Source organism: Nostoc sp. LPT (assembly GCF_017115165.1).
Lineage (GTDB): Bacteria > Cyanobacteriota > Cyanobacteriia > Cyanobacteriales > Nostocaceae > Nostoc.
In genome coordinates, this window is the sequence record NZ_JABXKF010000005.1 from 82,693 (window position 1) to 108,111 (window position 25,419).

Genomic DNA, 25,419 nt, shown 5'->3' on the forward strand with positions numbered 1-25,419 from the left:
ACTATTTTCTTGGCTGCACTATTTCATTTGCTTCAAAATTTGGAATGTTTGATCCGTTTTGGCTGTTGAAGTGCGTTTATGTCCCCAACCAACGTTTTCCCGATAACTACCCAGTAGCCCAACTTCTGCCAATTCTGCCTCGTTGACTGAAGTCGTCACATCGCTTTCTGGTGCTACATAAAGAGCGTCAACTGGACAATACAATTCGCACATATAACAGGTTTGGCAGTCACTTTGTCGGGCAATGGTTGGCGGCGCATCAGGTACTTTTTCAAACACATTAGTTGGACAAATATTCACGCAGATATTACATTTTATGCACCGCGATTCGCTGACCAACTCAATCACACTGCTGCTCCTATTTTAGATAAAGATTTTTCTGTACTTTGTAAAGGCTGACTTTTCACCCAGACTCGATCTAATCCGCCACTAATCAGGTGATGTTGCTGGTTAGCATCAAGTTCTGGATAGTCTTGATGTTTGTGCATCCCACGAGTTTCTTTACGTTCAATGGCACTGCTGTACATCCATCGCGCTGTGGCTACCATTGCTGTAGCTTCTCGCGCCCGGATTAGCTCTTTATTTGATGTTACCTGGCTACTGCGGAGTTCTTGCCAAAGATGATTTAGCTTACCCAAAGACTCGGTTAAGCCTTGTTCTGTACGGAAATAGTTCTTTTCGTAAGGGAATACTTCGGCTTGGACTGCTTGAATAATTTCATCAGTTGCCAAAGTTTGGGAGCGATCGCTCCCACTCTGTAATCCTACTTCTCCAACTCCCTTAACATGGCGTTGAGTTTTGTATTCCCCCAAACTGCGGGTGTATTCAGCAGCCGATTTCCCCGACCAATAGCCAGAAGATATTGCCCAAGCTGCATTATGACTACCACCGCCAGTAAATCCGCCACAAATTAGTTCCCGTGTAGCGGCATCTCCAGCCGCATAGAGTCCCCGTACAGAACTGGCACAACTCTCATCTACAATCCGAATTCCCCCCGTACCGCGCACAGTTCCTTCTAGGCGCAAGGTGACAGGGAAACGTTGAGTAAATGGATCGATACCTGCACGATCAAAGGGTAAAAAGAAGTTGGGCTGTGCTAAACGCATAGATGCCCGCATCGATTCCGCCGCTTTGTCTATGATGGCGTAAACTGCCTGTTGCAGTAATGTCTGGGCAATTACTGAACGTCTATGAGAACTTGCCCCCGGAATCACAGTACCGTCTTCGTAGGTAAAAGTTGCCCAATTATAAAACAGGGTTTTGGTGACTGAAGAAAAGGCGGGAGAGATGCCGTAAGCATTAGAAAATTCCATACCCGACATCTCGGCTCCTGCTTCTGCCGCCATCAGATAACCATCCCCTGTCAGGACGTTGCATCCTAACGCTTTACTGAGAAACGCACAGCCACCTGTAGCAATGATTGTGGACTGCGATCGCACTATCCATTTCTCACCAGTCTGACGGTTCACACCTGTTGCACCAGCAACAGCACCATCGTCATCAACCAGTAATTCTAAGGCGGGGCTGTTATCTAAAATCTTGACTCCAGCGCGTTGAATTTGCCGCCGCATCAGCCGCATATACTCCGGCCCTTGCAGCGATCGCCGATAGGGTTTACCTTCATCGTCGGTAGGGAAGGGATAACCCCACTCTGCTAACTGATTAACGTTTATATAAGTCTGATTCAGTACCCGATCCATCCAGTTGCGATCGGCTAAAAACCCACCCAACGATTCCCGACTCGCCTTTGCTGTTTCCCGTGCTTCTGGATCGGGTGGCACATACCACACACCATTTCCAGATGCAGCAGCGCATCCAGTTGTGCCGCAATACCCTTTATCTACAAGGATCGCCTTAGCTCCATTTGATGCAGCACTCCATGCCGCCCAAGTTCCAGCTGGCCCACCTCCAATTACAAGCACATCTGCTTCTAAGTCGAGTTCAAAATCGTTTGTTAACGTCTTCAGCATCTACCATTTCCCCCCACTTATAAAGTCTTAAGCATCAAGTCTTCATCCCATCCATGCTGCAAAATAAATATTTAAAATCTAGGAATTGCGATCCTTAATACAGGTTCTCACTAGCTTGATAATGCATAAATACTTTATCTTGATCGGTAAACCGTAGTTTAACATAATAAAGTTTTTCACAGTTTGCGACAAAAAGCAAGCATTTTACTAAACAGCTTCAAACATAAATTTATGTAAACTCAACGCAGTTATTTTTCTCAATAACTTGCTTTTTACCGTATTTTGTGATTTCTCCAATTTTTGTTCATAAAATAATAAAATACTAAATTTCGATAAATTTGCAGTATTTTAATAAATTTTTCTAAACGGTTTTGTCTGGATAGTAGAGACGCGAAATTGGATTGGGCTTTGTCTTGTGTAACGTGTCTCATTTGTGGGTTAAAAGCCAATACAGTTCAGTTAGAGCTAAAAACCTGATTCTTGCGTAGGTTGGGGAGCCACTGCGTTGGACGGGAACACCTGCTTGTACCCCTGCTCTTAAGCAAGCTACGCGCAGCGTCTCCCCTTCTCCCAAAGGGAGAGGCTAGCGCCAAGGGAGAAGCATGTGGCGTTTAAGGAACGAAACCCAACATTTTTGTGGGTTTGTTGGTTTTCACTTCGTTCAACCCAACCTACAAATATTCTTAACCCAAGAGTATTGGGTTAAGAGCGATCGCTCTCTTAAGACTTAAGAATCCCCGGACTTTTAATTAAACAAATGTAAAAATTTTTATTCAGTCCGGGGAGTACCATTCGGTTAAAACCTAAAGACAGTACGAACCCAAGCAAATAAACTATCAGGATTGCTGGCATCCGAATCAGGTGCAGTAATCCAGATCAAACCTGGCGTCACCTCAATATTATCTCCGATTTTGTATTGGTAGAATGCCTCAACGTGCAGAGAAGTATCTCTGTCCGCTTGTCCTAAACCTTTTCCCAAATTTACATTATTACTAAGACTGGTGAGTTTTGGCTCCATACCAACTAAAATCCCCCCTAGAGCACCTTCACTAAAAAGATCCGGGAATGCAAGTCCTACGGCCCAATCCATAGCTTCAGCATCTCCGCGCCCCAAATAGCGGTGTACCCCATAACTTACCCACGCATTGATTGCCAACTTGGAACTAACTTGATAGAACGCCTGTAGACCATAAAGGTTGCCTAGAGTTGCTACTCCAGGCACGGTACTGTTTACTAGGTTACTCCCGACTGCTGGGCCGAAATTTGTTCCGCTAAAACCTATGGTATTTGGTGGACTATAGGTATTAACGTAAGTTGCAGCTACCCGAAAATTCCTATTACCGGAGTAGTATATTAACTGTGCTAAAGCTAAATATCTGCCTGTAAATAAGCCGTTATTAGGTGTGGGATTACCACCGTTTGGTGCGCTGTACGCTATCCCGAATTGAAGCTGTTTGCCTAATCCCTGGAGTATGGCAATTCCGGGGCCGCTATCTCCATAGTTATAGACCAAAGACCGCCGTGAAAATCGTGAAATCCCATTAGCACCAGTCACAGAAGACGATTCAAAATATGGGTTAACCGGACCAGAAAGACCTATCTCACTAGCTCCGTCAGACAAGGGATAAATGTTGACTTGAGTATTTGGAAAAGGTAGAAACCGATAGCGAACACCACTGAGAATAATAGTATTGCGTGCAAAAGTAATACTGGAGTTATCAGCAGTTCTCCCCTCATAAGTTCCCAATAATCCACCTGTTGGATTTTGCTGAGTAGGTGGTGCTTGTCCCAATGATTCAATATTTCCACCTCCTATTGTTATACCTAGTGAATCTTTACCGTTAAAACTGGTGTTTAACCGTAAAGAAGTTGAGCCTTGAAGTGTGACATTGTGAGGTGCTGGTCTCTTAGTGACGACGTTATTGCCTGCTATAAGTTCGCCAAGGACAATCTGAGATCGAGCTATAAGTTTGGTTGTGGTCGTAAACTGAGTTGATTCTAACTTCGCATTTCGTACTTCCAAGCTATCTAAGCGTCCCCGAAGTTGAGCGAGTTCTGGAGAAAATTGTTCTTGTAGTTTTTTGATGGTATCCAAGTCTTCGCGTTTGACTAAATCTGTTGTCGAAGTCGCTATTAGTTCATTGAGGCGATCTAAAGCTGCATTCAACCCAGCTGCAAATTCATAGCGCGTTAGGGAGCGATCGCCTTTAAATGTACCATCTGGATATCCTGCAATTACACCGTAGCGCTCAACTAGAGACTGTAATGCTTGAAATGCCCAATCTGTCGGCTTAATATCTGATAGTTGTGAGACGGATGTTGTTTGCCCTGCTGCATTATTTGGAACTTTTTTGTTAGCTGGCGGTGCAACTTGCAACAATTGCGAGACAGGTGTCACTCGATCTCGGAGATCGTTTGGAGCTTTTTTACGAGTGACTGGTGCAATTGAAGTGTCTACTGTTTGATTGACAACTGCTTCTGGAGCTTTGTTCTCTTCTACTTCAGTCGCAGATACATCAGATTTAGGCAGTTCAGCCTGACTTTTGGCTGGATGAAAAACCAGGATAGCTAGAATATCTAGCAACAAAACCAGGAACACTATAGAGCGATAATTCCAGCGAAATTTTGACATGACTCCTTAACTCCTCAACCTTAAAGATGAATAAGTTAGCCCTTGATTAGACAGGAAAACCAAGGCAAATTATGGTTCTAATATTTATATAAAACGATTAGAACATAGACTCACCAAAGCTTTAGCTGCTGAAAAAAGCGCAAGATTATGATAAATCTCGAAATCAATACTAAGTACTTTAATGTCCAATCCAGAATTCGCCGCAAACTAGCATTCTGATGCTTAAAAGAATCCTAAAAACGTCTTGATATTAGACAATAATGGACTTAGCAAAGACTTCCTATTTTTAAGAGGAACTCAACCACACACTATATGAACTGATACTTTTGAGACATCCTAAAGTCCATTTTTCTAGTTATGCTGTACAAAGTTCATCAATGGCTACTGACATTGACGAAAGCTTGATTTCAATTCAAGCGATTATTTGCCGATTAACATTAGTTGAAAACACTATTTTGTAATCAGCTATATTTTGACAGCATCAATCATCTAAGTACGATACTTCTATCGACTTACCGTATATTATTAGGATTATCTTTGCATAGAGCTTGGTACAATGCAAGACCTAGTATTTTTCCATAAGGCGAAATGTCAAAATTCTTGGCTAAGTCAATTCCAGCAACTGCGACGCCGAATAGCCCGTCGTAGACATCGCCGGAAATAGTCAGTCGGGAAAAACGAATAGACCTCTTGTACAAATGGAAAATTCGCCCTCATCCCCCAACCCCTTCTCCCAATTTTGGGAGAAGGGGAGCCAATTTCAAAATCCCTCTCCAAGCTTGGGAGAGGGATTTAGAGTGAGGTCTTTTTAGGATCTTCTAAATTATTTAGTTTGTCAGAATTACTCGTTGAGTTAGAGGATTTGCGATAAAAACCACCTACCTCTGCCAATGTATAGAGGGGTCTGGCTTTAACTTCTTCATAGATGCGCCCTATATACTCGCCTAAGATGCCAACACTGACTAACTGCACAGATCCGAGGAAGAAAATTGCCATCAAAATAATCGTAAACCCAGTTAAAGGCGAATGGGGGACAAAAAGACGCCAATACAAAACTAATAAAGCCATGAAGATGGCCGCCGCCGCCGCTACTAACCCTAAGTAAGTTGATAACCGCAGTGGCACTATTGAAAAGGACACTAGACCGTTGATAGCAAGGGCTAAGGATTTGCTAAAAGTGTATTTAACTTCCCCAGCAAAGCGGGGGTTGCGCTCGAACCGAATTGCTGTTTGCTGAAAGCCAACCCAAGAACGCAGACCACGAATATAACGGGTACGTTCTGGCATAGAATTAAGAATATCTACGATCTGCCGATCCATTAGACAAAAATCACCTGTATCAGTAGGAATTTCTACATCTGCAAGCTTTTTGAGGATGCGATAAAAGAAGTAGGCAGTAAAACGCTTAAACCATCCTTCCTTAAGGCGTTGAGTGCGTTGAGCGTAGACGACCTGATAGCCCTGTCGCCATTTTTCAACCATGTCGGGAATTAGTTCTGGTGGATCTTGGAGATCGGCATCAAGGATAACGATAACTTGACCCCGGACAAAATTAAGACCAGCAGTAACTGCTATTTGATGACCGAAGTTACGAGCAAAACTCAGATAGCAAATGCGCGGGTCTTTTTGATGAAGGTCTCGTAGTAATTGTAGGGAGCGATCGCGGCTACCATCATTGATTAAAATTAATTCGACAAGCCCATCCATCCGATTCATTACTGCACTCAGTCTGCGGTATAGTTCTGGAATAATTTCTTCTTCGTTATAAATTGGAACAATGAATGAATACTTTGGTAGCATCTATAAATATGGTTTAATTTTTGAACAGCCAAGCTAACAGACTGCTTGCGATCGTAAAGGTTTGCTTCACAGTATACCTAGCAAGACTCAAGTTAGATTCCCATAATTTATTTCTTCTTCGCGTTGACGTTATCTGAAGAATCTGATTCTTTAAGACTTTCTACAGCTTTTTTGGGAAAAGTCCGACGATGGCGATACCAAGTAGACCCTGCTACTAGCGTTCCAGTTAAACCTAATGCAAGTATTAGCGGCAAAAAATCGCCTGTATTCACTGCCTTCAGACCAGAACTACCCAATAGTACAAAAGGTAAGACGCTGGGAACAGTACCAAGTGTTGTACCTAGAACATAATCTTTAAAACTGATCGAAGTCAGTCCCGCGACAAAGTTGACCAAACCATAGGGCATGATCGGTACTAATCGGATGGCAAACATATAAAAAAGCCCTCCACGTCGCACCTCAGCATCCATCACTTGCCAGCGTCCTGCTAATCGTTTTGCAACTGTTTGGCGTCCAATAGTCCGAGTAAAAACAAAGGCAATTATTGCTGCAATCACTGCTGCCATACTAGTCCAGGCAGTACCCAGCCAAGGCCCAAAAATTGCACCTCCAGTCAAATTAAGCACCGTTGAGGGCAAAACTAACATAGTTGCTACAACGTACAAAGCAATATAAATAACAGGTGCCCAGATACCAGAAGATTTCAGCAAAGCTTGAATTTGTGCTGGTTCAATGCCGCCAAGAAGATATACTGCTATACCAGTCGCAATTATGCAACTCAGTGTGAGTAGCAAAATACCAGCTTTCAAGTTCCACACTAGAATACTCCTACTTTTTTTGTAACCCAACCCATCTTTCTCAAATTTCCCCTTTAATTAATTCTTGAAAACTTTGGTTCTGGAAACTAGTACTTTGCTAGATTAATTTTGATCAAAACAGAATTCAGGAGTCAGAAGCCAGAATTCAGAATGAATTTTGTGCGAAAGAGCGGATGAATCAAGGGCGTTTTTGCACCCCCACGCTTATCGAACGCAAGAGCGTCTCTGAAAGAGAACATTTAGTGGTGCAACAATTCAGTGGCGGGTCTAAATCCCCCACTATAAGCGTTGCGTTAGCGAGTCTTCTCCCAAGGGGAGACACTACGCGAACGAGCGTCTTGATTCTGAATTGTGAATTCTTCTTCAAAAATTCGTAGTGTGGCCACATTGTACTAGAGGAAATACAGCAGTTTTCTTTTACATAAAGTACAAAGCTATGGGTTTTGAGGCAGGAAGTAGAAACTCTTTATGTCTTTTGTACCTCATCTAAGTAGGTCGGCGTAAATATTTGTAGTTGGGATAAGGTAGTTGTTGGTGGAGACAGAAGGGAAGAGGATTGTAGGCTAGTTAATTTTTCTTCACATAGTTTGATTTTTTCCTGTTGACTTATCTACCTAAAAACTGCTGTATGTATTAAAGGAGTCCAATCATCCGCGATCGCAACCTTTATTAAAACACAGACTAAGAAACTGCAAAGTAGCAAGGCTTCTGTCGATGAAACCGGAAGCGAACACTTCCAAGTCACAAAAATGTTGGGTAATTGACACAAAACTTGTATTCTTCACGACAGCCATTGTTGCAACAAAAGTGTCATGATTATCAAGTTTGTGTGTGAAAACGTCAATTTGTAGGCAGTTATTCTTTATGAATCGTTAATCTATACTGGTTTTTTAAATAATTTCCTGTAAAATACTGATTAAAAACTACGGTAATTGTGTCGATTTGCCGTAGTTATAAACCCTCATACCTTGACAAACATGCAAATTCTCTGGTTTATTCCTACTGGATCTCATGACGGACGCTATTTAGGCACAGATATTGGCTCTCGTGTTGCCACACCTGATTATTTGCAGCAAATTGCCCAAGCTGTGGATAGTTTAGGCTACACGGGCGCATTGTTACCCACAGGGAGTTCTTGTGAAGATGCTTGGATAACCGCCGCCGCTTTCATATCTGTCACCAAGCAGATGAAATTTCTCGTGGCAATTCGCCCAGGAATTACTTCCCCAGGTGCTGCTGCACGAATGGCAGCAACATTTGACCGGATTTCTAAAGGAAGATTGTTGATTAATGTGGTGACAGGTGGAGATCCTGTGCAACTGGCTGGGGATGGCTTGCATCTTAGTCATGATGATCGCTATGATTTAACCGATGAATTTCTCACAGTTTGGCGGGGTATCGTCAGTGGGGAAACAGTCGATTTTAAAGGAAACTACCTGGATATTAAAGGTGGTAAACTCCTATTCCCACCAGTTCAAAAACCCTATCCACCTTTGTGGTTTGGTGGTTCATCTGCTGCTGCCAAGCGAGTTGCTGCTAAACATATAGATGTTTACCTGACTTGGGGCGAACCTCCACAACAAGTGGCCCAAAAGATTGCTGAAGTTAGGAAATTGGCGGCTGAACAAGGTAGAACAGTCCGTTTTGGGATTCGCTTGCATGTAATTGTGCGAGAAACCGAGTCTGCTGCTTGGGATGCTGCCAATGAGTTAATTAAGTATGTGGATGAGGATGCGATCGCTAAAGCTCAGAAAGACTTAGCTATTTCTGATTCTGAAGGACAGCAGCGCATGAGTCAACTACATAGTGGTAGTCGAGAAGCCTTAGAAATTAGCCCCAACCTCTGGACAGGAATTGGATTGGTGCGGGGTGGTGCTGGTACGGCCCTAGTTGGAGATGCCGACACTGTTGCCGCTAGGATGCTGGAATATCGCAATTTGGGCATAGAAAGTTTCATTTTCTCTGGATATCCCCATTTAGAAGAAGCGTATCGCACTGCTGAATTATTATTTCCACGCCTACCTTTGCAGAGCGAACCTGCACCTTTAACGCCACCAGTCTTGAGTCCTGTTGGCGAAATTGTCACCAATGAAAAATTTGCTAAACAACTAACGAGTGCTTCATGACTATTACCTTTAAACACACCAAAAGCAACAATAATATATCCCTGAGCGAGGTGTTAGACAACCCGCAAATCGAGAAAATAGTTCCCTGGATTGTCCCCGTTCTAGTGCTAGTACTTTGGGAACTTGCTTCCAAAACTGGTTTACTCTCAACCAGAATTTTACCAGCCCCTAGTGGCGTAATCGCTACAGCGATTAAACTAGCCTCCACTGGAGAACTTTTTCAACATATAGGAATTAGTGCTGGACGGGCAGTATCTGGTTTTATAGTTGGTGGCAGTATTGGGTTCGGTTTAGGATTGCTCAATGGCTTTTCCCGTGTAGCAGAAAAGTTATTAGATAGTTCCCTGCAAATGCTGCGGACTATCCCTAATTTGGCATTAATTCCGTTGGTAATTCTCTGGTTTGGTATTGGCGATCAAGCTAGATTATTTCTAGTGTCTATGGGGGTATTTTTCCCGATATATCTCAATACATTTCATGGTATCCGCAGTGTTGACCCTGGACTGATTGAAATGGGAAAAGTTTATGGATTGAAAACACCACAACTTCTGTGGCAAATCATTTTTCCAGGAGCCTTGTCTTCGATTCTCATTGGTGTCCGTTTTTCTTTGGGGATTATGTGGCTGACACTAATTGTGGCAGAAACGATCGCAGCAGATTCCGGTCTTGGTTACATGGCAATGAATGCCCGTGAGTTTATGCAAACTGATGTTGTGGTCTTGAGTATTGTGATCTATGCATTACTGGGTAAATTAGCAGATGCTGTTGCCAGAGGATTAGAAAAAAAATTCTTGGCTTGGAACCCCAATTATCAAAAGTCATAAATGCCAAAGTTCCCAAAGTCAAAAGTTGAAAAGTCTTGATTTTAACTTTTGACTTCTATTCATTTGGAGTGTGATTTGCTTTCTTCAACGCCTCATCAAATAATCAAATCCCGATTGTTCTAAAAAAGGAGATTTTGCAAGTGAGTCCTAATGTACAAGGTACACAACTAAGTATTTTGGATTTGACGAAGGCTTTCGGCAAGAAAACTGTTTTAAACTCGCTGAATTTAGAAGTTAAAGCAGGTGAGTTTGTAGCTATTGTCGGACGTAGTGGTTGCGGTAAGAGTACCTTATTGCGTCTTGTGTCAGGATTAGATAAAGCAACTGCAGGCGGAATACTACTAGATGGAGAACCACTGCATAAACTCAGCCGCTCCGTAACAGTGATGTTTCAAGACTCCCGCTTGCTGCCGTGGAAGCACGTTGTTCAGAACGTGGGGTTGGGCTTGGAAGGTAATTGGCGTGAAAAAGCTTTGTGGGCACTCGATAAAGTCGGACTCAAAGATCGGGCTGATGAGTGGCCGTATGTCTTATCTGGTGGACAACGGCAACGGGTATCATTGGCAAGAGCGTTAGTCAGTCAGCCCCGTTTGTTGTTGCTAGATGAACCTTTGGGAGCATTGGATGCTCTAACTCGCCAAGAAATGCAGCATTTGATTGAAAACTTGTGGCAAGAGCGAAGATTTACTGCATTTTTGGTTACTCACGATGTGGAAGAGGCTGTGGCGTTGGCAGACCGAGTGATAGTGATTGAACAAGGGCAAATTTCTCTTGATCTGCCTGTGAGACTTTCACGCCCGCGAGATAGGAGTAGCGAAGTGTTTGTCAATATCAGAGAAGCAATTCTCAAGCGAGTAATGAGCCATGAAGATACTCAGCCAAATAACCAATTGTTGCAGTTGAGTAGTTGAGATTTAGCTTTCGTTAGTTGATTAATATAATGCTTGAGGTAGCTGCAGTAAAATAGGCTACTTTGAGAATCAATATTATTAATATCTTAGGATATTCTAGTTTTGAAAGAGGCTGTAAAATTTAATGGGATCATTCTTGCTTCTAGTAGTCTGTCAAGTTTAAAATGATAAATAAGCAAGTTCGTAGTAAGGACTTTAGTCCTTATTTTTTAAGCACGCTTTGTACTTCCTACAAACCCTCTTGCACTAGCTTTACAAAGTAGTAGTACAGCGGGCGCGTAAATCGAGCTACCATCTCAATTAACTAGATAAGTAGAGGCAATTCATGAATTGCCTCTACTCAAGCAACTGGTTAAAGATAGGCAAATTTCCGCCACAGTGTACTAAAGACTTTATACATAATAGGACTTACGCACTGTACAAATTAATCATGGTATGCATTTACAAAAATAGGTCGTTTCAGGCTTTTATTAATCATTCTTTGATGGTAAATAGACCCGCACCCTACGGGCACAGCATTGCTTACAAGTGTCAACTTCAGCTGAAACTCCTTTAAAACCTCGTTTCCAGCCTCTTGCTAGGAAATGCTGCTCCTGGCGGCTCTGCCGCCAGCAAGAGAGGGGGAGCCTTTCTTGCTGGCATTCCCAGTCTGAGACTGGGAACGAGACAATATCTAAAAGCTTGTTCTAGGCTGGCTTTCACGTTAAGTTGACACCAATGAGCATTGCTGTGCCCCTACGAAAGATGTGGTTTTTCAAATCATACATATTTAGTCTTTCCTGTCAATGCGTAAGTCCGATAGAATTAAAAATAATTATTAAAATTAATATTAGTAGAAAATAGAACTTAATTTATTAGTGAAACAGAAGCAATTTCTAGAGATAGTCCTGTAAATAGGAAAAAGGTTATCTACCATGAAACTGATCTTACCGCTCGATCTCGTTGCTGACATTGAACCTCATCTACCACCTGATACAGAGGTTGTCAGGGTAGATGTTGAAGGGAATTTAGACGGGGATGCTAGTGATGCTGAAGTTTATTTCAGTTGGTTTTTATCCAGAACTCCGACGCTGCATAAAATAATAGAAGCAGCACCTGCACTGCGTTGGCATCATGCACCAAATGCAGGCGTGAATCACATCCTGACACCAACTTATTTGTCAAGAGATATCATCCTTACAAATGCGGCGGGAGTGCATGGAATTCCGATCGCAGAATTTGTGATCACTTATATACTGGCTCATGCCAAGCATCTACAGGAATTATATGCTTTACAAGCAGAACGTCACTGGAAAAGAGGCTTTGCCATCCAAGAGTTGACAGATGCTACTTTGCTAATTATCGGCGCTGGTGGTATTGGTCAAGAAATTGCCGCCCGTGCTAAACCCTTCGGCTTAAGAATTATTGGCAGTCGCCGTCATCCCCAAGAGTTACCAAATTTTGATAAAGTAGTGGGTGCTGATGAATGGCGATCGCTCCTGCCAGAGGTGGATTATGTAGTTATTGCAACACCTCTAACTCCCGAAACCAAAGAATTTATTGATGAATCTGTATTGCGATCGCTCCCAAATCATGCCTACCTAATTAATATTGCTCGTGGTGGCGTAATCGATGAATCGGCATTAATAAAGGCGCTTACAGAAGGCTGGATTGCAGGTGCAGCATTAGACACAGTTAACTCCGAACCGTTACCACCAGAAAGTCCTTTGTGGTCACTTCCTAACATCTTTATCACACCTCATACTTCCGGTCATTCACCCAAGAGTAAACAGCGTTCAATAGCGCTATTTATCGACAATCTAAAGCGTTACCAAGCTGGTCAACCATTACGAAATGTAGTAGATAAAAAAGCAGGATACTAAACAATTAAAAATTAAAAATGAAGAGGTGCTGCCGATTGGGTTGCACAATCCAAAATCCAAAATGGAATTAGGGAGTAACTAATGGTGAAACTAATTTTACCCGATCATCTCATTGCAGATATAAAGCCACATCTACCATCTAATATAGATGTCGTGGAGGTGGATAGTGAAGGTAATTTTGATGGTGATGCCAGTGATGCAGAGATTTATGTCAATGGATTTTACCTGAAAACCTCTACCCTTGACAAAGTACTGACAGCAGCACCCGCGCTGCGTTGGCAACAGTCACCGAGTGCTGGCGTCAATCACATCCTCACGCCAACTTTTTTACAAAAGGAGATTATCCTCACCAATGGCGCAGGGGTTCACGCAATTCCAATTTCGGAATTTGTACTGGCATTCATGCTCTATCACGCCAAGAATCTGCGGAAATTGCAAACTTTGCAGGATGAACACACTTGGGTAAGAGGAGTGTTTCTCGAAGAGTTGGCAGACGCGACTTTATTAATTCTCGGTACAGGAAATATCGGTCAGGCGATCGCATCTCGTGCCAAAGCCTTTGGAGTCACAGTTTGGGGTAGTCGCCGCCATCCCGAACCCCTAGCGAATTTTGACAAAGTTGTGGGTGCCGATGAGTGGCGATCGCTCTTGCCGTCAGCAGACTATGTAGTTATTGCTACACCACTGACTCCACAAACTAAAGGCTTGATCGATGAAGCTGTATTGCGCTCTATGCGTCAATCTGCTTACCTAATTAATATTGCTCGTGGTGCGATCGTGGATGAAGCCGCATTACTTACCGCACTACGTGAGGGATGGATTGCGGGTGCTGGATTAGATACGGTTGCAACCGAACCTCTGCCGCCGGAAAGTCCCTTGTGGTCGTTGCCGAACGCCTTTATCACACCCCATTGTTCAGCCTTGTCGCCACGCCTGAGAGATCGCATAGCACAACTGTTTATCGACAATCTCAAACGCTATCAAACCGGTCAGCCCTTGCGGAATGTCGTAGACAAACAAGCAGGATACTGAGCAATTCAAAATTCCAAAAAATTAATTATTGCTCCTATAACGATGCGATAGCACGTAAATATTGAGGCACTACGATGTGTGCAAAGGGATTTGGGCAATCTCATAACCCAAAAATCAACAAGCTAGTACACCACGGCGTAAATAGAGCAACCATTTAAAATACCTAAAAAGCCCATTCCATAATACTTTTGAATGCGTGACTTTTGAATGCGTGACTTCCGCCTTGCGGTACTAGTCTTAAAGGGAGTCAGCTATTGCCAGCAACGTAGTCCAGAAGCTTCAATTAAAAGCATTTGCTTCGTTATGTCGCTTGAATAAAAATAAATGATAGAGTATATAGCGATCGCTATGCAAAAAATGTAAATAAGATATGGCTGACCAAAAAGATAAAGCTCAAGAAAAAAACCGCCTTGAACAGCTTCAAGAAGAACAAGGCAACACAGATTCTAAACACTCAGGGGGTGCTGGCGCTTCTGGCGGCAACTCAGGTGCAGGCAAATCTGGCACATCAAAAATTTCTGCCACTGGTACACCTGATGATATCGAAAAAATTGATCAGGAGTAAAGCTAACTCCGACAACAAGTCAAGGTTTAACTAAGTAGGTCGGCGTAAATAATTATTATTGGGATAAGGGAGGGGGCAGGGAGCAGGGAGCAGGGGGAGAAAGAGTTTGAGGCTTCTTTACTTTTCTTCACACAGTTTGGTTTTATTGCACCGACTTACTTACATCGGCTCTAATTAGTAACTTAACTCAACCAAGTCCTAATTGTTTTAAGGGAACTGAATTGTTTTAAGGGAACTGAGCATTGAGTATGGAGAAAGATTCCTTTCTCCTGCTCACCGAAGAGGCAAAGGGTAAGGGGGCTCTTAGCAGTTCTTGAGCAAGCCCAACACTCTGCGCCAAGCGTTGCGGAGCATGAGTACGTTCGCGGAGCGTTTCGTTGGCGCAGCCTCTCGTAGAGAAGAGAAGCCCCGCCGTTCCAGGGCGCTCGGCTGGGGAGGGGTTACAAGCTTCGTCCCAGCCTCTCTCTCCTGCTTCTTTTGACTGCTCTTTGTCCCTAATCCCTAGTCTTTAATCACTTGACTTTCAGTACAGACTTCCCTAATGACTGGCAAATAACATCATTCTGTGGTGTATGTATACGGCTACATAGAACGTCACGGTAGTGACGCTCTAAAGGATTCCTTTTTAATAAACCAGGATTACCAGTTAGTTCTAAGGCAATCTCCACAGCACGAATCGAGTTTGTTGTGGTGAGGTATTTAACAGCCTGTGCCTGTAATCCTACGTTAGGCTCATATTCACCCTTGTCAATATCTTGAGCCAAACTATAAATCAATCTATTATTAGCAAATAGCAGTGCTTCTATCTCACCCACGGCAGCTTGGAAGCGTGGCAGAGTTGCCAGTGGCTCTTGGAGATTAGAAGGCGATCGCTCCCAAAGATATTTAGCAAGCCAGTCTCGCGCACTAATCGCAACACCGAGATATAAGGCACTCACTGTCAAACTGCCCCAAGTGGAAATTAGCGGATCAAAAGATGGCGCAGCAGATATGGGGTTGATATTTAGAGCATACTCTGAGGGAATTAATACATTCTCTAAAATGAGGTCGTGGCTGCCTGTAGCCCTCATTCCCAAGTGATCCCAGGTTTCAATAATTCGCAAACCAGGCAGATCGCGCGGAACTAGAAAATTCCCAACTTGTGGTTCATCTTCAGTTGTCCGTGCCCAAACAACAAAATAGCTGAGGATGGGACTGCCCGTGGTGTATTGCTTATGTCCTGTTAAACGCCAGCCCTCTGTTGTTCGTTCGGCAGTTGTCGCAGGTAATCCGCCTCTAGCTGGCGTTCCTAACTCTGGTTCAACCCGGGCAGCATTCAGCAGAGCAATGCCTTCAATTGATTCACGACACAGCTGCTTATAGACTTCTGGATGCCAGCGACGGCTACGGGCTGCATGAGCATGCTGAAGATAGTGCATTGTCAGTACTAATGCGGTCGAAGCATCGCCACGCGCTATCCCTTCAATCACCCGGCAGATAGTTGCCAACCCCAAATACTGACCACCGAATTCACGTGGAATGGTGAGGTTGAGCAATCCTGCCTCATCCAAAGCTGTAAAATTCTCGAAGGGAAAGGAAGCATCTCTATCGTGTACCCCTGCGCGGGTGGCAAAATCTTTGGCCAGAGCCTCAACTCGGTCGAAAATATGAGGGAGAGTTTCTAAGCCTTTGGCTACAAAGGTGTCTGGCACTGCTTGCTCCAACTGTGACATAAATACTCCTTCACAATTCACTGTACTACTAAACCAGAGATGTTTTTCAATATGGGAATCTCAAGTTTGCAGGAACATCAATTTTTCGCACAACGGCAGTCTCCCCTCAATCCTCAATCCTGATTGTGCTAACTGTATTACTTCTAGCGATCCTGAAAATCCTACTTAAAATCGACCGGAATTTAGTAATTAGTAATTACTGTAAGTATGACACAAACTACTTTCATAGAGCAAGCCAAGCAGAGAATTCAGCGATCGTCCCACAACTCTTAAGAAACAAGGCAGGAGGCAGGATAGCGCCGGCGGCAAGCGAGTCCGCGTTCGCGCAGCGTCTCGTAGAGAGCGTCGGCAGGAGGCAGAAGGGAAGAGGATTTGACTTATTTCTTCCATCAATAACGGAAGCAAGCGCGTCCGTAAACAGCTTATATCATGTCCGGTTAAAGACTTATCATGATTGTCCGCTCCAGGTGCAGAGGGGAGGGGTTTTTGAGCTTTCTGCATAGAGAAAGGGAATCATAACGTGCGATTCGTTGAGCGGTGAATCACAGTACTCAGTCTGTAAATAGCCTCTCCAACTCACAAGAGTTGAACTCTCAGATAGATGTAGGTTTGAGTCTTTTTCAAAGCCCTACTCAAGCGGCAAAGCTAAAAAATCCTAGTTTGGAACCAAGCACGGAGAAACAAGCGTTTAATATTCTCTGTTGAGATAATATTAAATATCTTTGCATAACAGAGGGATAATTTTATCATCAAGTAGATTTTCCAATGGATAAATATGCAGCAACGGCATTGCCGATCGCAACCAACGTGATATTGGTTGCTTTGATAGCGGTTTCTCTGCTACTGAGGTATAACTGGACCTGATATATAAATTTTTTAACTTTGAGGATGTACCTCATCTGATTGAGAACTGCTATAGATGATTTCCGATATTTTACCAAATCTATGGTGTCACACTTTCGTCAGGGCACTGGCTCTATAACCACCATTTTTATCCATTTATTACTTTACTCGATCGCATCGCAATCTTCGGTTTTAAAAGACGAATTTGCGACTTATTGTCATTTTTTGAACTATAGGCACATTTAAACATGACGGTTATTTCTCAACTTCTATCAAGCTGTAATATGTATTGCTGCTATGCCCTTGATGGAAAAAAAATGCTAAGATTACCGTAGTTAACTAGTGTGTGTGCTCGATCACAACATTCATGTGTTTTATCTCACAGCTAATTCAAACAACTTAAAATATCACTTTTAAGCAAACAATAGTCGCCGTTATGACTCTCATCATGTTATGCCGCCTAGCTATTTAAAGATTTAATGTATAAATGGTTGTGAAATATATTTTTTGTGTTAAAAATCATCTATTAAGTGACTTGTCAGAAAATTTACATTAAGAAACTCCTAAAATATCTAAATTTAAGAGCTAATGAGTGTAAACTAATTATGTAAATATCATGTTTGTATGTAAATATGATGTTAGTAAGTCTCTTTTAGTAACTTGCATTTATTACACTATAGGAGGTATAATACAAACGTTAAATGACTTGCTAGATGTTCCATTAAAGATACTAAGTAGTGCTGGGAAAAGATCCATCTTGGAATCTCCAAGCAAACTTAATCAATATTTGTTTAAGTGGAGTTTTGCTTAATTGGTAAAATACTACATTAAACAAAAATTGCGATGTGCTTTTATAGCTTTATAGTTATCTGTTTCTTGTAGCCTACTCAAAACCCTGTTTTGATCGAGGTTGCACGATAAGGATGAGGCTATCCCGGAGACTAATCCCCCAGACTTACAAAGCACTAAGGGAATATGCCGGGAGCTAATTACACATTGCGTAAATTTCTGATTAACACTATAAGGTTAGTCAGATTTGTAGTTGTGGTTTTTTTGCTGTCAGGCTTTGTTCACACAACTGCAATGAATTACCTTTTTCCATAATTTACGACTCAATACAATTTATAACTACAATTATGTCACACCATAAGTCCAGACAATGCTGTTAAAAAGTTAGGAATGTCTGAAAACATTCTTTTAAAAATTCTTCCGAGTCAGGTGTTGTTCAAGAGGATGAAAGCTAACGTTCAGCCAGAAAATTGTCCCGAACTAGAAAAAACTTCGAGAGTTTGTGATTGAGAAATAAAATACTTTGCATAGCTATTGTTGCATATAGCAAATTACGCTCCGAAAATAATTCCTCTTAATCATCACTTACAACCGCCGCTGATTGCCAAAATGAGTAATCCATATTTGTGTGGAGTATGTCAATGCAGTTAGTTGCTCTGGAAGCTGAATGTAGGTAAACAAAGCTATAGCTCGATATTTTGACATTTAGACTAGTTATTGCCACATCAATAACTGGCTGCAACAAGTGGGTTGTCCACTTCATAAAAATCCTTTAATGTACTTTATATGTAAAAGATAGATGCTTTGCTACCAGGCTATTTCTTTCTAACTTTACTCTAAGAAAGCTTATAGTTTCCTCGGTGAAAACACGGGATTAAATAATAATATTTTTAATGAATTTTGAAATTGCATTTAGACTGATAACTAAATTTTTTTGTGGAGATTAGAAAATGCCACCAGTGCTTTCTGAGCAACATGTGGGTGAAAGACTTTTGTACACCTTGGATACAAAACTTTCAGAAAAAGAATTAGAGAACTTCTTGGCAGAAATGGAAATTGTGGAGCCACCATCAGCAAAGCAATTCTGGCAATCTGCACAGACGAATCCTGGTATATACATTATTCTTACAGGTAAAGTTCGACTGTTAGATAGTTCTGAGAATTTAATTACTACCTTTGGTGCATGGTCTGTTTTTGGTGAATTGACTTTGTTTCCCGAAGCTAACTTTAGTCCTTATGTAGTTAGAGCTTCGACAAGCTTAAAACTTGGCTATTTCAGACAGGAAGCATTGCAAAGGTTGATAGACAAGTATCCTAACATTCGCGATCGCCTATTCGCCCGTGCAGAACTTTGGGATTTATTGTTGTTATGTCGCCAAGTATCACAATTTCCACGCCATACATCACAAGTTTCAGGAATGCTCAAAGCCTTATCTTTGTTTGAGCGACACCAGTTAGAAACTGGCTCTGTAAGTCCACAAATATCCCAAGATTCACAGTTGTGGCTATTATACAAAGGTCAACTGCGGCATTCTGAAGGCCATTCTTTGACACCAGGTACAATCTTTGCTCAACCAAAACAAGGAGATTGGCAAACAACGCAACCAACGATTGCTTACATTCTGAAAAATGACCAGATGCAAACAGCACTAGAATACTTCCCGGAGTTGGGGGAGTGGGCTTTTGCCATGAGCGTCAGCGAAACGGAATCGGAGACTGAGGACACAACGACCGGCTCAGTGCATCGCTGGGGACTGGGTACTAGAGAAAAAACTTCCCAATTTCCAAAATCTAAAATTATTCCTTTTCCCCAAAGAGAGAAGCAGTCACAAGAACAGCCAACAAAAAAATCACGTTTTTACTTTCCCAGTCCGAAAGTACAAATGGGGCATTGGTGGAAACGCATCACCAAAAGCTATCCCTTCTATGCCCAACAAAGTGCAGCTGATTGTGGCTCTGCTTGCTTGGTGATGATTGGTAACTATTGGGGCAAACATTTTAGTATCAATCGCCTACGGGATATGACCAATGTCACTCGCAACGGTGCATCCCTAAAGGCGATGGCAGCAACAGCAGAATATTTGGGTTTTGCCACCCGTCCAGTGAAAGCTACTCTTGATAAATTAGCAGAACAACCTTTACCCGCAATTGCTCACTGGGAAGGTAAACACTTTATTGTTGTCTATGAAATCACTAAAAAGCGGGTGATTGTATGTGACCCAGCTCTTGGTCAACGCAGTCTGACAAAAGCTGAATTTCAAGCAGGTTGGACTGGTTATGCATTGTTACTGCAACCTACAGCTCTACTAAAAAGTGCTAAGGACGAAAGTAGAAGCTTCTGGAAATTTTTTGAGTTAGTCAAACCTCACTATCGAACACTGGTAGAAATTTTCATAGCTTCGGTAATAATTCAATTATTTGGGTTAGTAACGCCAGTATTTACCCAGTTGTTGCTCGACAGAGTACTTGTACAACGTAGCGTTCCAACCTTAAACGCCATTGGTTTGGGAATGATTGTTTTTGGGTTGTTTGGTGTTGCTGTTAACGGTGTACGGCAATATCTCTTATTTCATACTGCTAACCGCATTAGTATCGCCTTACTCGTAGGCTTCATCAAACATACCTTCCGTTTACCCCTTGCTTATTTCGAGTCGCGTTTCGTTGGGGATATAATCTCGCGCATCCAAGAAAGCCAGAAAATTCAGCATTTCCTCACTGGTCAGACACTCTCCATTGTGTTGGATATGCTGACATTAGTGGTTTATCTGGCTTTGATGTTCTCCTATAGCTGGCGGATGGCATTATTCGTGCTGTGTACTGTACCGCCATTTTTTATCTTGGCGCTGGCCAGCACAAGTATTTTGCGCCGCATCTCCAGAGATATTTTTAATGCAGGTACTAAAGAACAAAGCTATCTCATAGAATCCCTAAACGGAATTCGTACCGTCCGCTCATTAGCAATTGAACAGACAGTGCGTTGGCGTTGGGAGGAATTGCTGAATGATTTAATCAAAAAAGACTTTAATGCTCAAATAATTGACAATCGCTTGCAAATTATCAGTGGCGTCATCCACACCTTTGTAAACACTTCATTGCTGTGGTACGGAGCAACCCAGGTAATTAATAACGAACTAACTATTGGACAACTAGTTGCTTTCAATATGTTGGTGGGTAACGTCTTGAGTCCTTTCCAGCGACTGGCTTTGCTGTGGAATCAATTACAGGAAATCGTGATTTCTACCGAACGGATTAATGATGTGTTGGAGGCGGAACCAGAAGAAGACTTAGCAAATAAACCCCGTAAGTCGTTGGGTAAACTCCGCGGTAACATTTGTTTTCAGAATGTTACCTTTCGTTATCACTCAGAAAGTGACACTAACGTATTAGAAAATCTCAACTTTGAAATTCAGCCGGAACAGATGGTTGCAGTCGTAGGGCGCAGCGGTTCTGGAAAAACAACTCTCAGTAAATTGATTTTGGGTTTATACCCACCGACAGATGGCAAAATACTCATTGATGGTAACGATATCACCAGTGTATCGATGCGATCACTCCGTTCCCAAGTCGGCGTTGTAGACCAAGATACTTTTCTGTTTGGTGGGACTGTTCGCGAAAACATTGCGATCGCTAATTCAAATGCTTCTTTAGAAGAAATTAGCCAAGCAGCAAAATATGCCGGAGCCGATGAATTTATTCAAAAATTACCGATGGGTTACGAATCCGAAATTGGTGAAAGCGGCGGAATGCTTTCTGGGGGACAGCGCCAACGCCTAGCTATTGCTCGTGCTTTGCTCGGAAATCCTCGGTTATTACTGTTTGATGAAGCCACTAGTCACCTAGATTCAGAATCAGAACGGATTATTCAAAACAACCTTAAAACAATTCTTAAAGGACGCACAAGTGTAATTATTGCCCATCGCCTCTCTACAGTCCGCAACGCCGACTTAATCCTGGTTTTGGATCAAGGTATTTTAGTAGAAAGCGGTACCCACGACGAATTAATCGCTAAAAAAGGTCATTACTACTACCTGAATCAACAACAGCTGTCTCAAGTTAGTTGATGGGGCATTGGGCAGTCTTCTTCTCGACGAGATTGTGCGCGTAGCTTAGCTTGCCTGTAAGGATACAATTTTGAATTTTGAATTTTGAATTGATTTCTCCCCCACTCCCCATCTACTGTTATCGGAAATAAAACCATGCCACATCCCAATAGATCGTCCCCACTTCCCCAAGATGAGCAAGATAAATATCAGGGTTACAAACAGCAAGAAGAATCAGTATTTGACGAGCAGACAGAGGCAGAAAATGAAAGTCAAGATTTGTACTACGGTACAGAAAAACTACTCAATGCCTTACCTCGAATTTGGACTCGTGGTTTGTTGTATACGCTCATCGGCTTTGCTGGTCTATTCTTGCCTTGGGCAACTCTCTCGAAAGTAGATGAAACTGGTAGCGCCAGAGGGCGTATGGAACCTAAAGGCGCAACTCAAAAATTAGATGCTCAAGCTGCTGGGAGTGTCAAAGCAGTTACAGTTAAAGAAGGAGATACAGTTAGAGCCGGGCAGGTTTTACTGGAACTGGATTCTGAGTTGCTACAAACGGAACTGCAACAAGTCCAGAGCAAATTGCAAGGGCTACAAAATCGGCAATCCCAACTGGAAGTCCTGAAAAATCAACTCCTAATGTCAACGAGTCTTTTAGAACAACAAAATAAATCCCAAGAATTAGAAAAAATGGCTCAAGTTAACCAGGTGCAGCAAAACCTGGATGCCAAACTGAGTAGCTATAACCTCCAAAAGTTAGAAAAACAATCATTAGTTAAGCAAGCAGAGGAGCAAATTTCCACCAGTAAAGATGACCGGGAATCGGCTAAAGCCCGTTTGAGTATAGATTCTGGGCAAGTCGAACGTTATAGCCAACTTGTTCAAGATGGTGCAGTGTCTGCAACCCAAGTTGATCAACTCAAAAAAGAAGAACAAGAAAGCAAACGACTCTATAACAGGTCTTTATCAGATATAAAACAAGCTCAATTGCGTTTAACCCAAGAGCTAAATAATTATCAAGTAACTATCAAAACCTTGGAGTCTGATATCAAACAGGCAAAACTCCGACTGCAAGAAGAACAAAGTAGCTATAAAAGTGCCATGCAAGCCGGAGAACTGGCTGTAATGAAAAATCAGGAGCAGTTAAAAGACATACAGGCACAAATAACAGCAACGCAATCAGAAATCGCTCAGACTAAAAGCCAGCTTATATCTACAAGATTGCAAATTCAGCAGCGAGTGGTGCGATCGCCAATTAATGGGGTGATTTTTGAATTACCCACCACTAAGCCAGGAGCGGTGGTACAAGTCGGTCAAAGGATTGCTCAAATCGCACCCACGAAAACAGACTTCGTACTCAGAGCAAATATGCCTAATCAGGATAGCGGTTTCTTGAAGGTAGGAATGCCAGTAAAAGTTAAGTTTGATGCCTATCCCTTCCAAGAGTATGGCATCGTGCAAGGAAAAGTTACTTGGATCTCGCCTGACTCGAAAGTTAGCCAAACACCCCAAGGCAACATCGAAACCTATGAATTAGAAATTATCTTAGACCAGCAGTATGTCCAAAATGGCAACAAACGTATTCCATTAGGTGCCGGTCAGACAGCAAATGCTGAAGTCATCATTCGTCAACGGCGAGTAATTGACTTTGTTCTAGATCCGTTCAAGAAACTGAAAAAGGGCGGTTTGGAGATGTAGTTAAAGGTATCGCATTGGAATCAGGAAATAAAAGAAGGGAGATTGGAGGAATAATTAATGCCCCGTGCCCAATCCCCGATCCGCTTAATTATTGGAGATATAGTGTTATGCCTCACAATTTAACTATTTCCACCTCAGATATCATTCACAGTCTTAAACTCTCCTGTCAGATACCTGCTGTTGTGGAAGCGATCGCATCGCAAAGTATTATTGCCGAAGCAGCTCAAGCGACAGGAATTACAGTCACGCCAGAAGAACTACAGCAAGAAGGAGATAACTTAAGGTTCGCCAAAAAGCTTGTCAAAGCTAAAGACACCTGGACATGGCTAGAAAAACACCACCTCTCTGTGAATCAGTTTGAAGAATTAGCCTACAACAACATCCTTTCGCGGAAGTTAGCGAATCATCTATTTTCCAATCAACTGGAAAAGCACTTTTACGAACATCAGCTAGATTATATCGCCGCCGTTACCTACGAAGTTGTCTTCGAGGATCGAGACTTGGCTTTAGAGCTTTTTTATGCCCTAGAAGAAGGCGAAATCAATTTTCCAGATATTGCTCGTCTATATATCTCAGAACCCGAAGCCCGTCGTGCTTATGGATATAAAGGACTCCGATACCGCAAAGATTTTCGTCCAGAGATTGCAGCCGCTGTCTTTGCTGCTGCACCACCAGAAGCTCTCAAACCGATAACGACTTCCAAGGGAGTGTATTTAATTTGGGTGGAAGAAATCATTCAACCGCAATTAGATGAACAATTGCGCCAAAAAATCATTACAGAATCCTTTTCTGAGTGGTTAAAGCAACAAATCACCACGATGAAAATAGTTACTCAAATAGATTCAGAAGGTTCGCATGAAGAATTAGTAGATATATTTACTAAAACTAAATAATTTATCGGATTTAAAATCTTTTTGTTGCTAACTATCTCCTCTGACTTAGAGTAGATGTCTCTAATCTTCAAAAATGTTGTAAATGCAGGTTTTGTTTGCTTAAAAACATACTAATTTTTCTTTTTTAGTGTTTTCTGAATAAATCTACAAAGTGCTAATTTAGCGTTGTTAAAAAATCAAATTAAATCGCTATAACTCTTGCTAGACAGCAATAATTTAAATTACTGCTTAAATTTATAATGCAATTTTTTCTTATTCAATTAATATTATATTGTGATAATTTCTAACTTTAAATGTATTAGTTTTGCTAATCAAAATTTTATCAAAAAAGTATTGACTTCTTTGAGAAATGAGGTATATTAAGTATGTAGCCAAACAAAACAAGTTGGTTATACAAAAGATTTCCAACAACAGTTACAAATTTTAGGAGAAACTCAAATGATTATTTCTGATCTAAACTACTTGGAAAATACCTCTGAAGAAATTGTTGGTGGAGCCAACAAGGCTTTTGCAGACGCATTTGCTAAGGCATTAGGCAAAAACACCTTCACTTTTACCGCGACTCTCGCCGAAACCACTAATAATTCTTCTGTTAGTGCTTCAAAAAGTGTTGCTATTACTAAGTAGTAACTAATAATTAAACTCTACTCGCAAAAAGTATTAACTCCTGCAAGTAGAGTTAGGCTCGAAAGCCTAATAGATTTTATAAATCGCCGAAGGTTCTTTGCTCATTTGAGCCTTCGGCTTTTACCAAAAATACACCCTTTAGTCTCAAAAAACTATTTCCGCAATAAATTTTTACAACCTAACATTTAGTTCTCAACTCAGGTTACACTAATTTGAAAAAAGAATGCGACAGATACATACTCCCAAACCTTTGTTCTGTCTGGCTTTCTTAATG

Annotated in this window: 16 protein-coding genes; 10 read left to right on the top strand and 6 right to left on the bottom strand. The window is 41.9% G+C overall.

Annotated features, from left to right (window positions below):
* Positions 1–18 precede the first annotated feature (18 nt).
* From HWQ58_RS01160 to HWQ58_RS01180, 5 genes are all read right to left on the bottom strand, one after another.
* Positions 19–348, bottom strand: a complete 330-nt coding sequence (locus HWQ58_RS01160; protein WP_292856758.1) for a 4Fe-4S binding protein — start codon at positions 346–348, stop codon at positions 19–21.
* Positions 345–1,970, bottom strand: coding sequence for an FAD-binding protein (locus tag HWQ58_RS01165; protein WP_292856760.1), 1,626 nt, complete (start codon positions 1,968–1,970; stop codon positions 345–347). Before HWQ58_RS01165 ends, HWQ58_RS01160 begins: the two co-directional genes overlap by 4 nt.
* A gap of 796 nt (positions 1,971–2,766) precedes the next feature.
* Positions 2,767–4,602 (bottom strand): iron uptake porin, encoded by a 1,836-nt coding sequence (locus tag HWQ58_RS01170; protein ID WP_292856762.1) that lies wholly within the window; start codon positions 4,600–4,602, stop codon positions 2,767–2,769.
* A gap of 792 nt (positions 4,603–5,394) precedes the next feature.
* Positions 5,395–6,402, bottom strand: coding sequence for a glycosyltransferase family 2 protein (locus HWQ58_RS01175; RefSeq protein ID WP_292856764.1), 1,008 nt, complete (start codon positions 6,400–6,402; stop codon positions 5,395–5,397).
* A 107-nt stretch (positions 6,403–6,509) separates the two neighbouring features.
* A complete protein-coding gene (locus tag HWQ58_RS01180; RefSeq protein WP_292856766.1) occupies positions 6,510–7,220 on the bottom strand; it encodes a TVP38/TMEM64 family protein in 711 nt (236 codons plus the stop codon).
* A gap of 977 nt (positions 7,221–8,197) precedes the next feature.
* Here HWQ58_RS01180 and ssuD point away from each other — a divergent pair.
* From ssuD to HWQ58_RS01210, 6 genes are all read left to right on the top strand, one after another.
* The gene (gene ssuD, locus HWQ58_RS01185; protein ID WP_292856859.1) at positions 8,198–9,346 is read left to right on the top strand and encodes an FMNH2-dependent alkanesulfonate monooxygenase; all 1,149 of its coding nucleotides are present in this window, start codon (positions 8,198–8,200) and stop codon (positions 9,344–9,346) included.
* Complete coding sequence (gene ssuC / locus HWQ58_RS01190) at positions 9,343–10,170, top strand: aliphatic sulfonate ABC transporter permease SsuC (protein ID WP_292856768.1); 828 nt, start codon at positions 9,343–9,345, stop codon at positions 10,168–10,170. Before ssuD ends, ssuC begins: the two co-directional genes overlap by 4 nt.
* Before the next feature lie 140 nt (positions 10,171–10,310).
* Positions 10,311–11,081 (top strand): ATP-binding cassette domain-containing protein, encoded by a 771-nt coding sequence (locus HWQ58_RS01195; protein WP_292856770.1) that lies wholly within the window; start codon positions 10,311–10,313, stop codon positions 11,079–11,081.
* Positions 11,082–11,995: 914 nt separating this feature from the next.
* Entirely contained in the window at positions 11,996–12,943 is a 948-nt protein-coding gene (locus HWQ58_RS01200; protein ID WP_292856772.1) for a D-2-hydroxyacid dehydrogenase, read from the top strand.
* Positions 12,944–13,024: 81 nt separating this feature from the next.
* Positions 13,025–13,975, top strand: a complete 951-nt coding sequence (locus HWQ58_RS01205) for a D-2-hydroxyacid dehydrogenase (RefSeq protein WP_292856774.1) — start codon at positions 13,025–13,027, stop codon at positions 13,973–13,975.
* Positions 13,976–14,345: 370 nt separating this feature from the next.
* Positions 14,346–14,540, top strand: a complete 195-nt coding sequence (locus HWQ58_RS01210; protein WP_138502135.1) for a hypothetical protein — start codon at positions 14,346–14,348, stop codon at positions 14,538–14,540.
* A gap of 512 nt (positions 14,541–15,052) precedes the next feature.
* Here the strand turns inward: HWQ58_RS01210 and HWQ58_RS01215 are convergent.
* Positions 15,053–16,252, bottom strand: a complete 1,200-nt coding sequence (locus HWQ58_RS01215) for an acyl-CoA dehydrogenase family protein (protein ID WP_292856776.1) — start codon at positions 16,250–16,252, stop codon at positions 15,053–15,055.
* A gap of 2,582 nt (positions 16,253–18,834) precedes the next feature.
* Here HWQ58_RS01215 and HWQ58_RS01220 point away from each other — a divergent pair.
* The 4 genes from HWQ58_RS01220 (at position 18,835) to HWQ58_RS01235 (ending at position 25,145) form a co-directional block, all read left to right on the top strand.
* The gene (locus tag HWQ58_RS01220; RefSeq protein WP_292856778.1) at positions 18,835–21,945 is read left to right on the top strand and encodes a peptidase domain-containing ABC transporter; all 3,111 of its coding nucleotides are present in this window, start codon (positions 18,835–18,837) and stop codon (positions 21,943–21,945) included.
* A gap of 135 nt (positions 21,946–22,080) precedes the next feature.
* On the top strand, positions 22,081–23,625 hold the full coding sequence (locus HWQ58_RS01225) for an HlyD family efflux transporter periplasmic adaptor subunit (RefSeq protein ID WP_292856780.1): 1,545 nt from the start codon (positions 22,081–22,083) through the stop codon (positions 23,623–23,625).
* A 107-nt stretch (positions 23,626–23,732) separates the two neighbouring features.
* Positions 23,733–24,518, top strand: a complete 786-nt coding sequence (locus HWQ58_RS01230) for a peptidylprolyl isomerase (protein ID WP_292856782.1) — start codon at positions 23,733–23,735, stop codon at positions 24,516–24,518.
* A 438-nt stretch (positions 24,519–24,956) separates the two neighbouring features.
* Positions 24,957–25,145 (top strand): hypothetical protein, encoded by a 189-nt coding sequence (locus HWQ58_RS01235; protein WP_292856784.1) that lies wholly within the window; start codon positions 24,957–24,959, stop codon positions 25,143–25,145.
* Positions 25,146–25,419 lie beyond the last annotated feature (274 nt).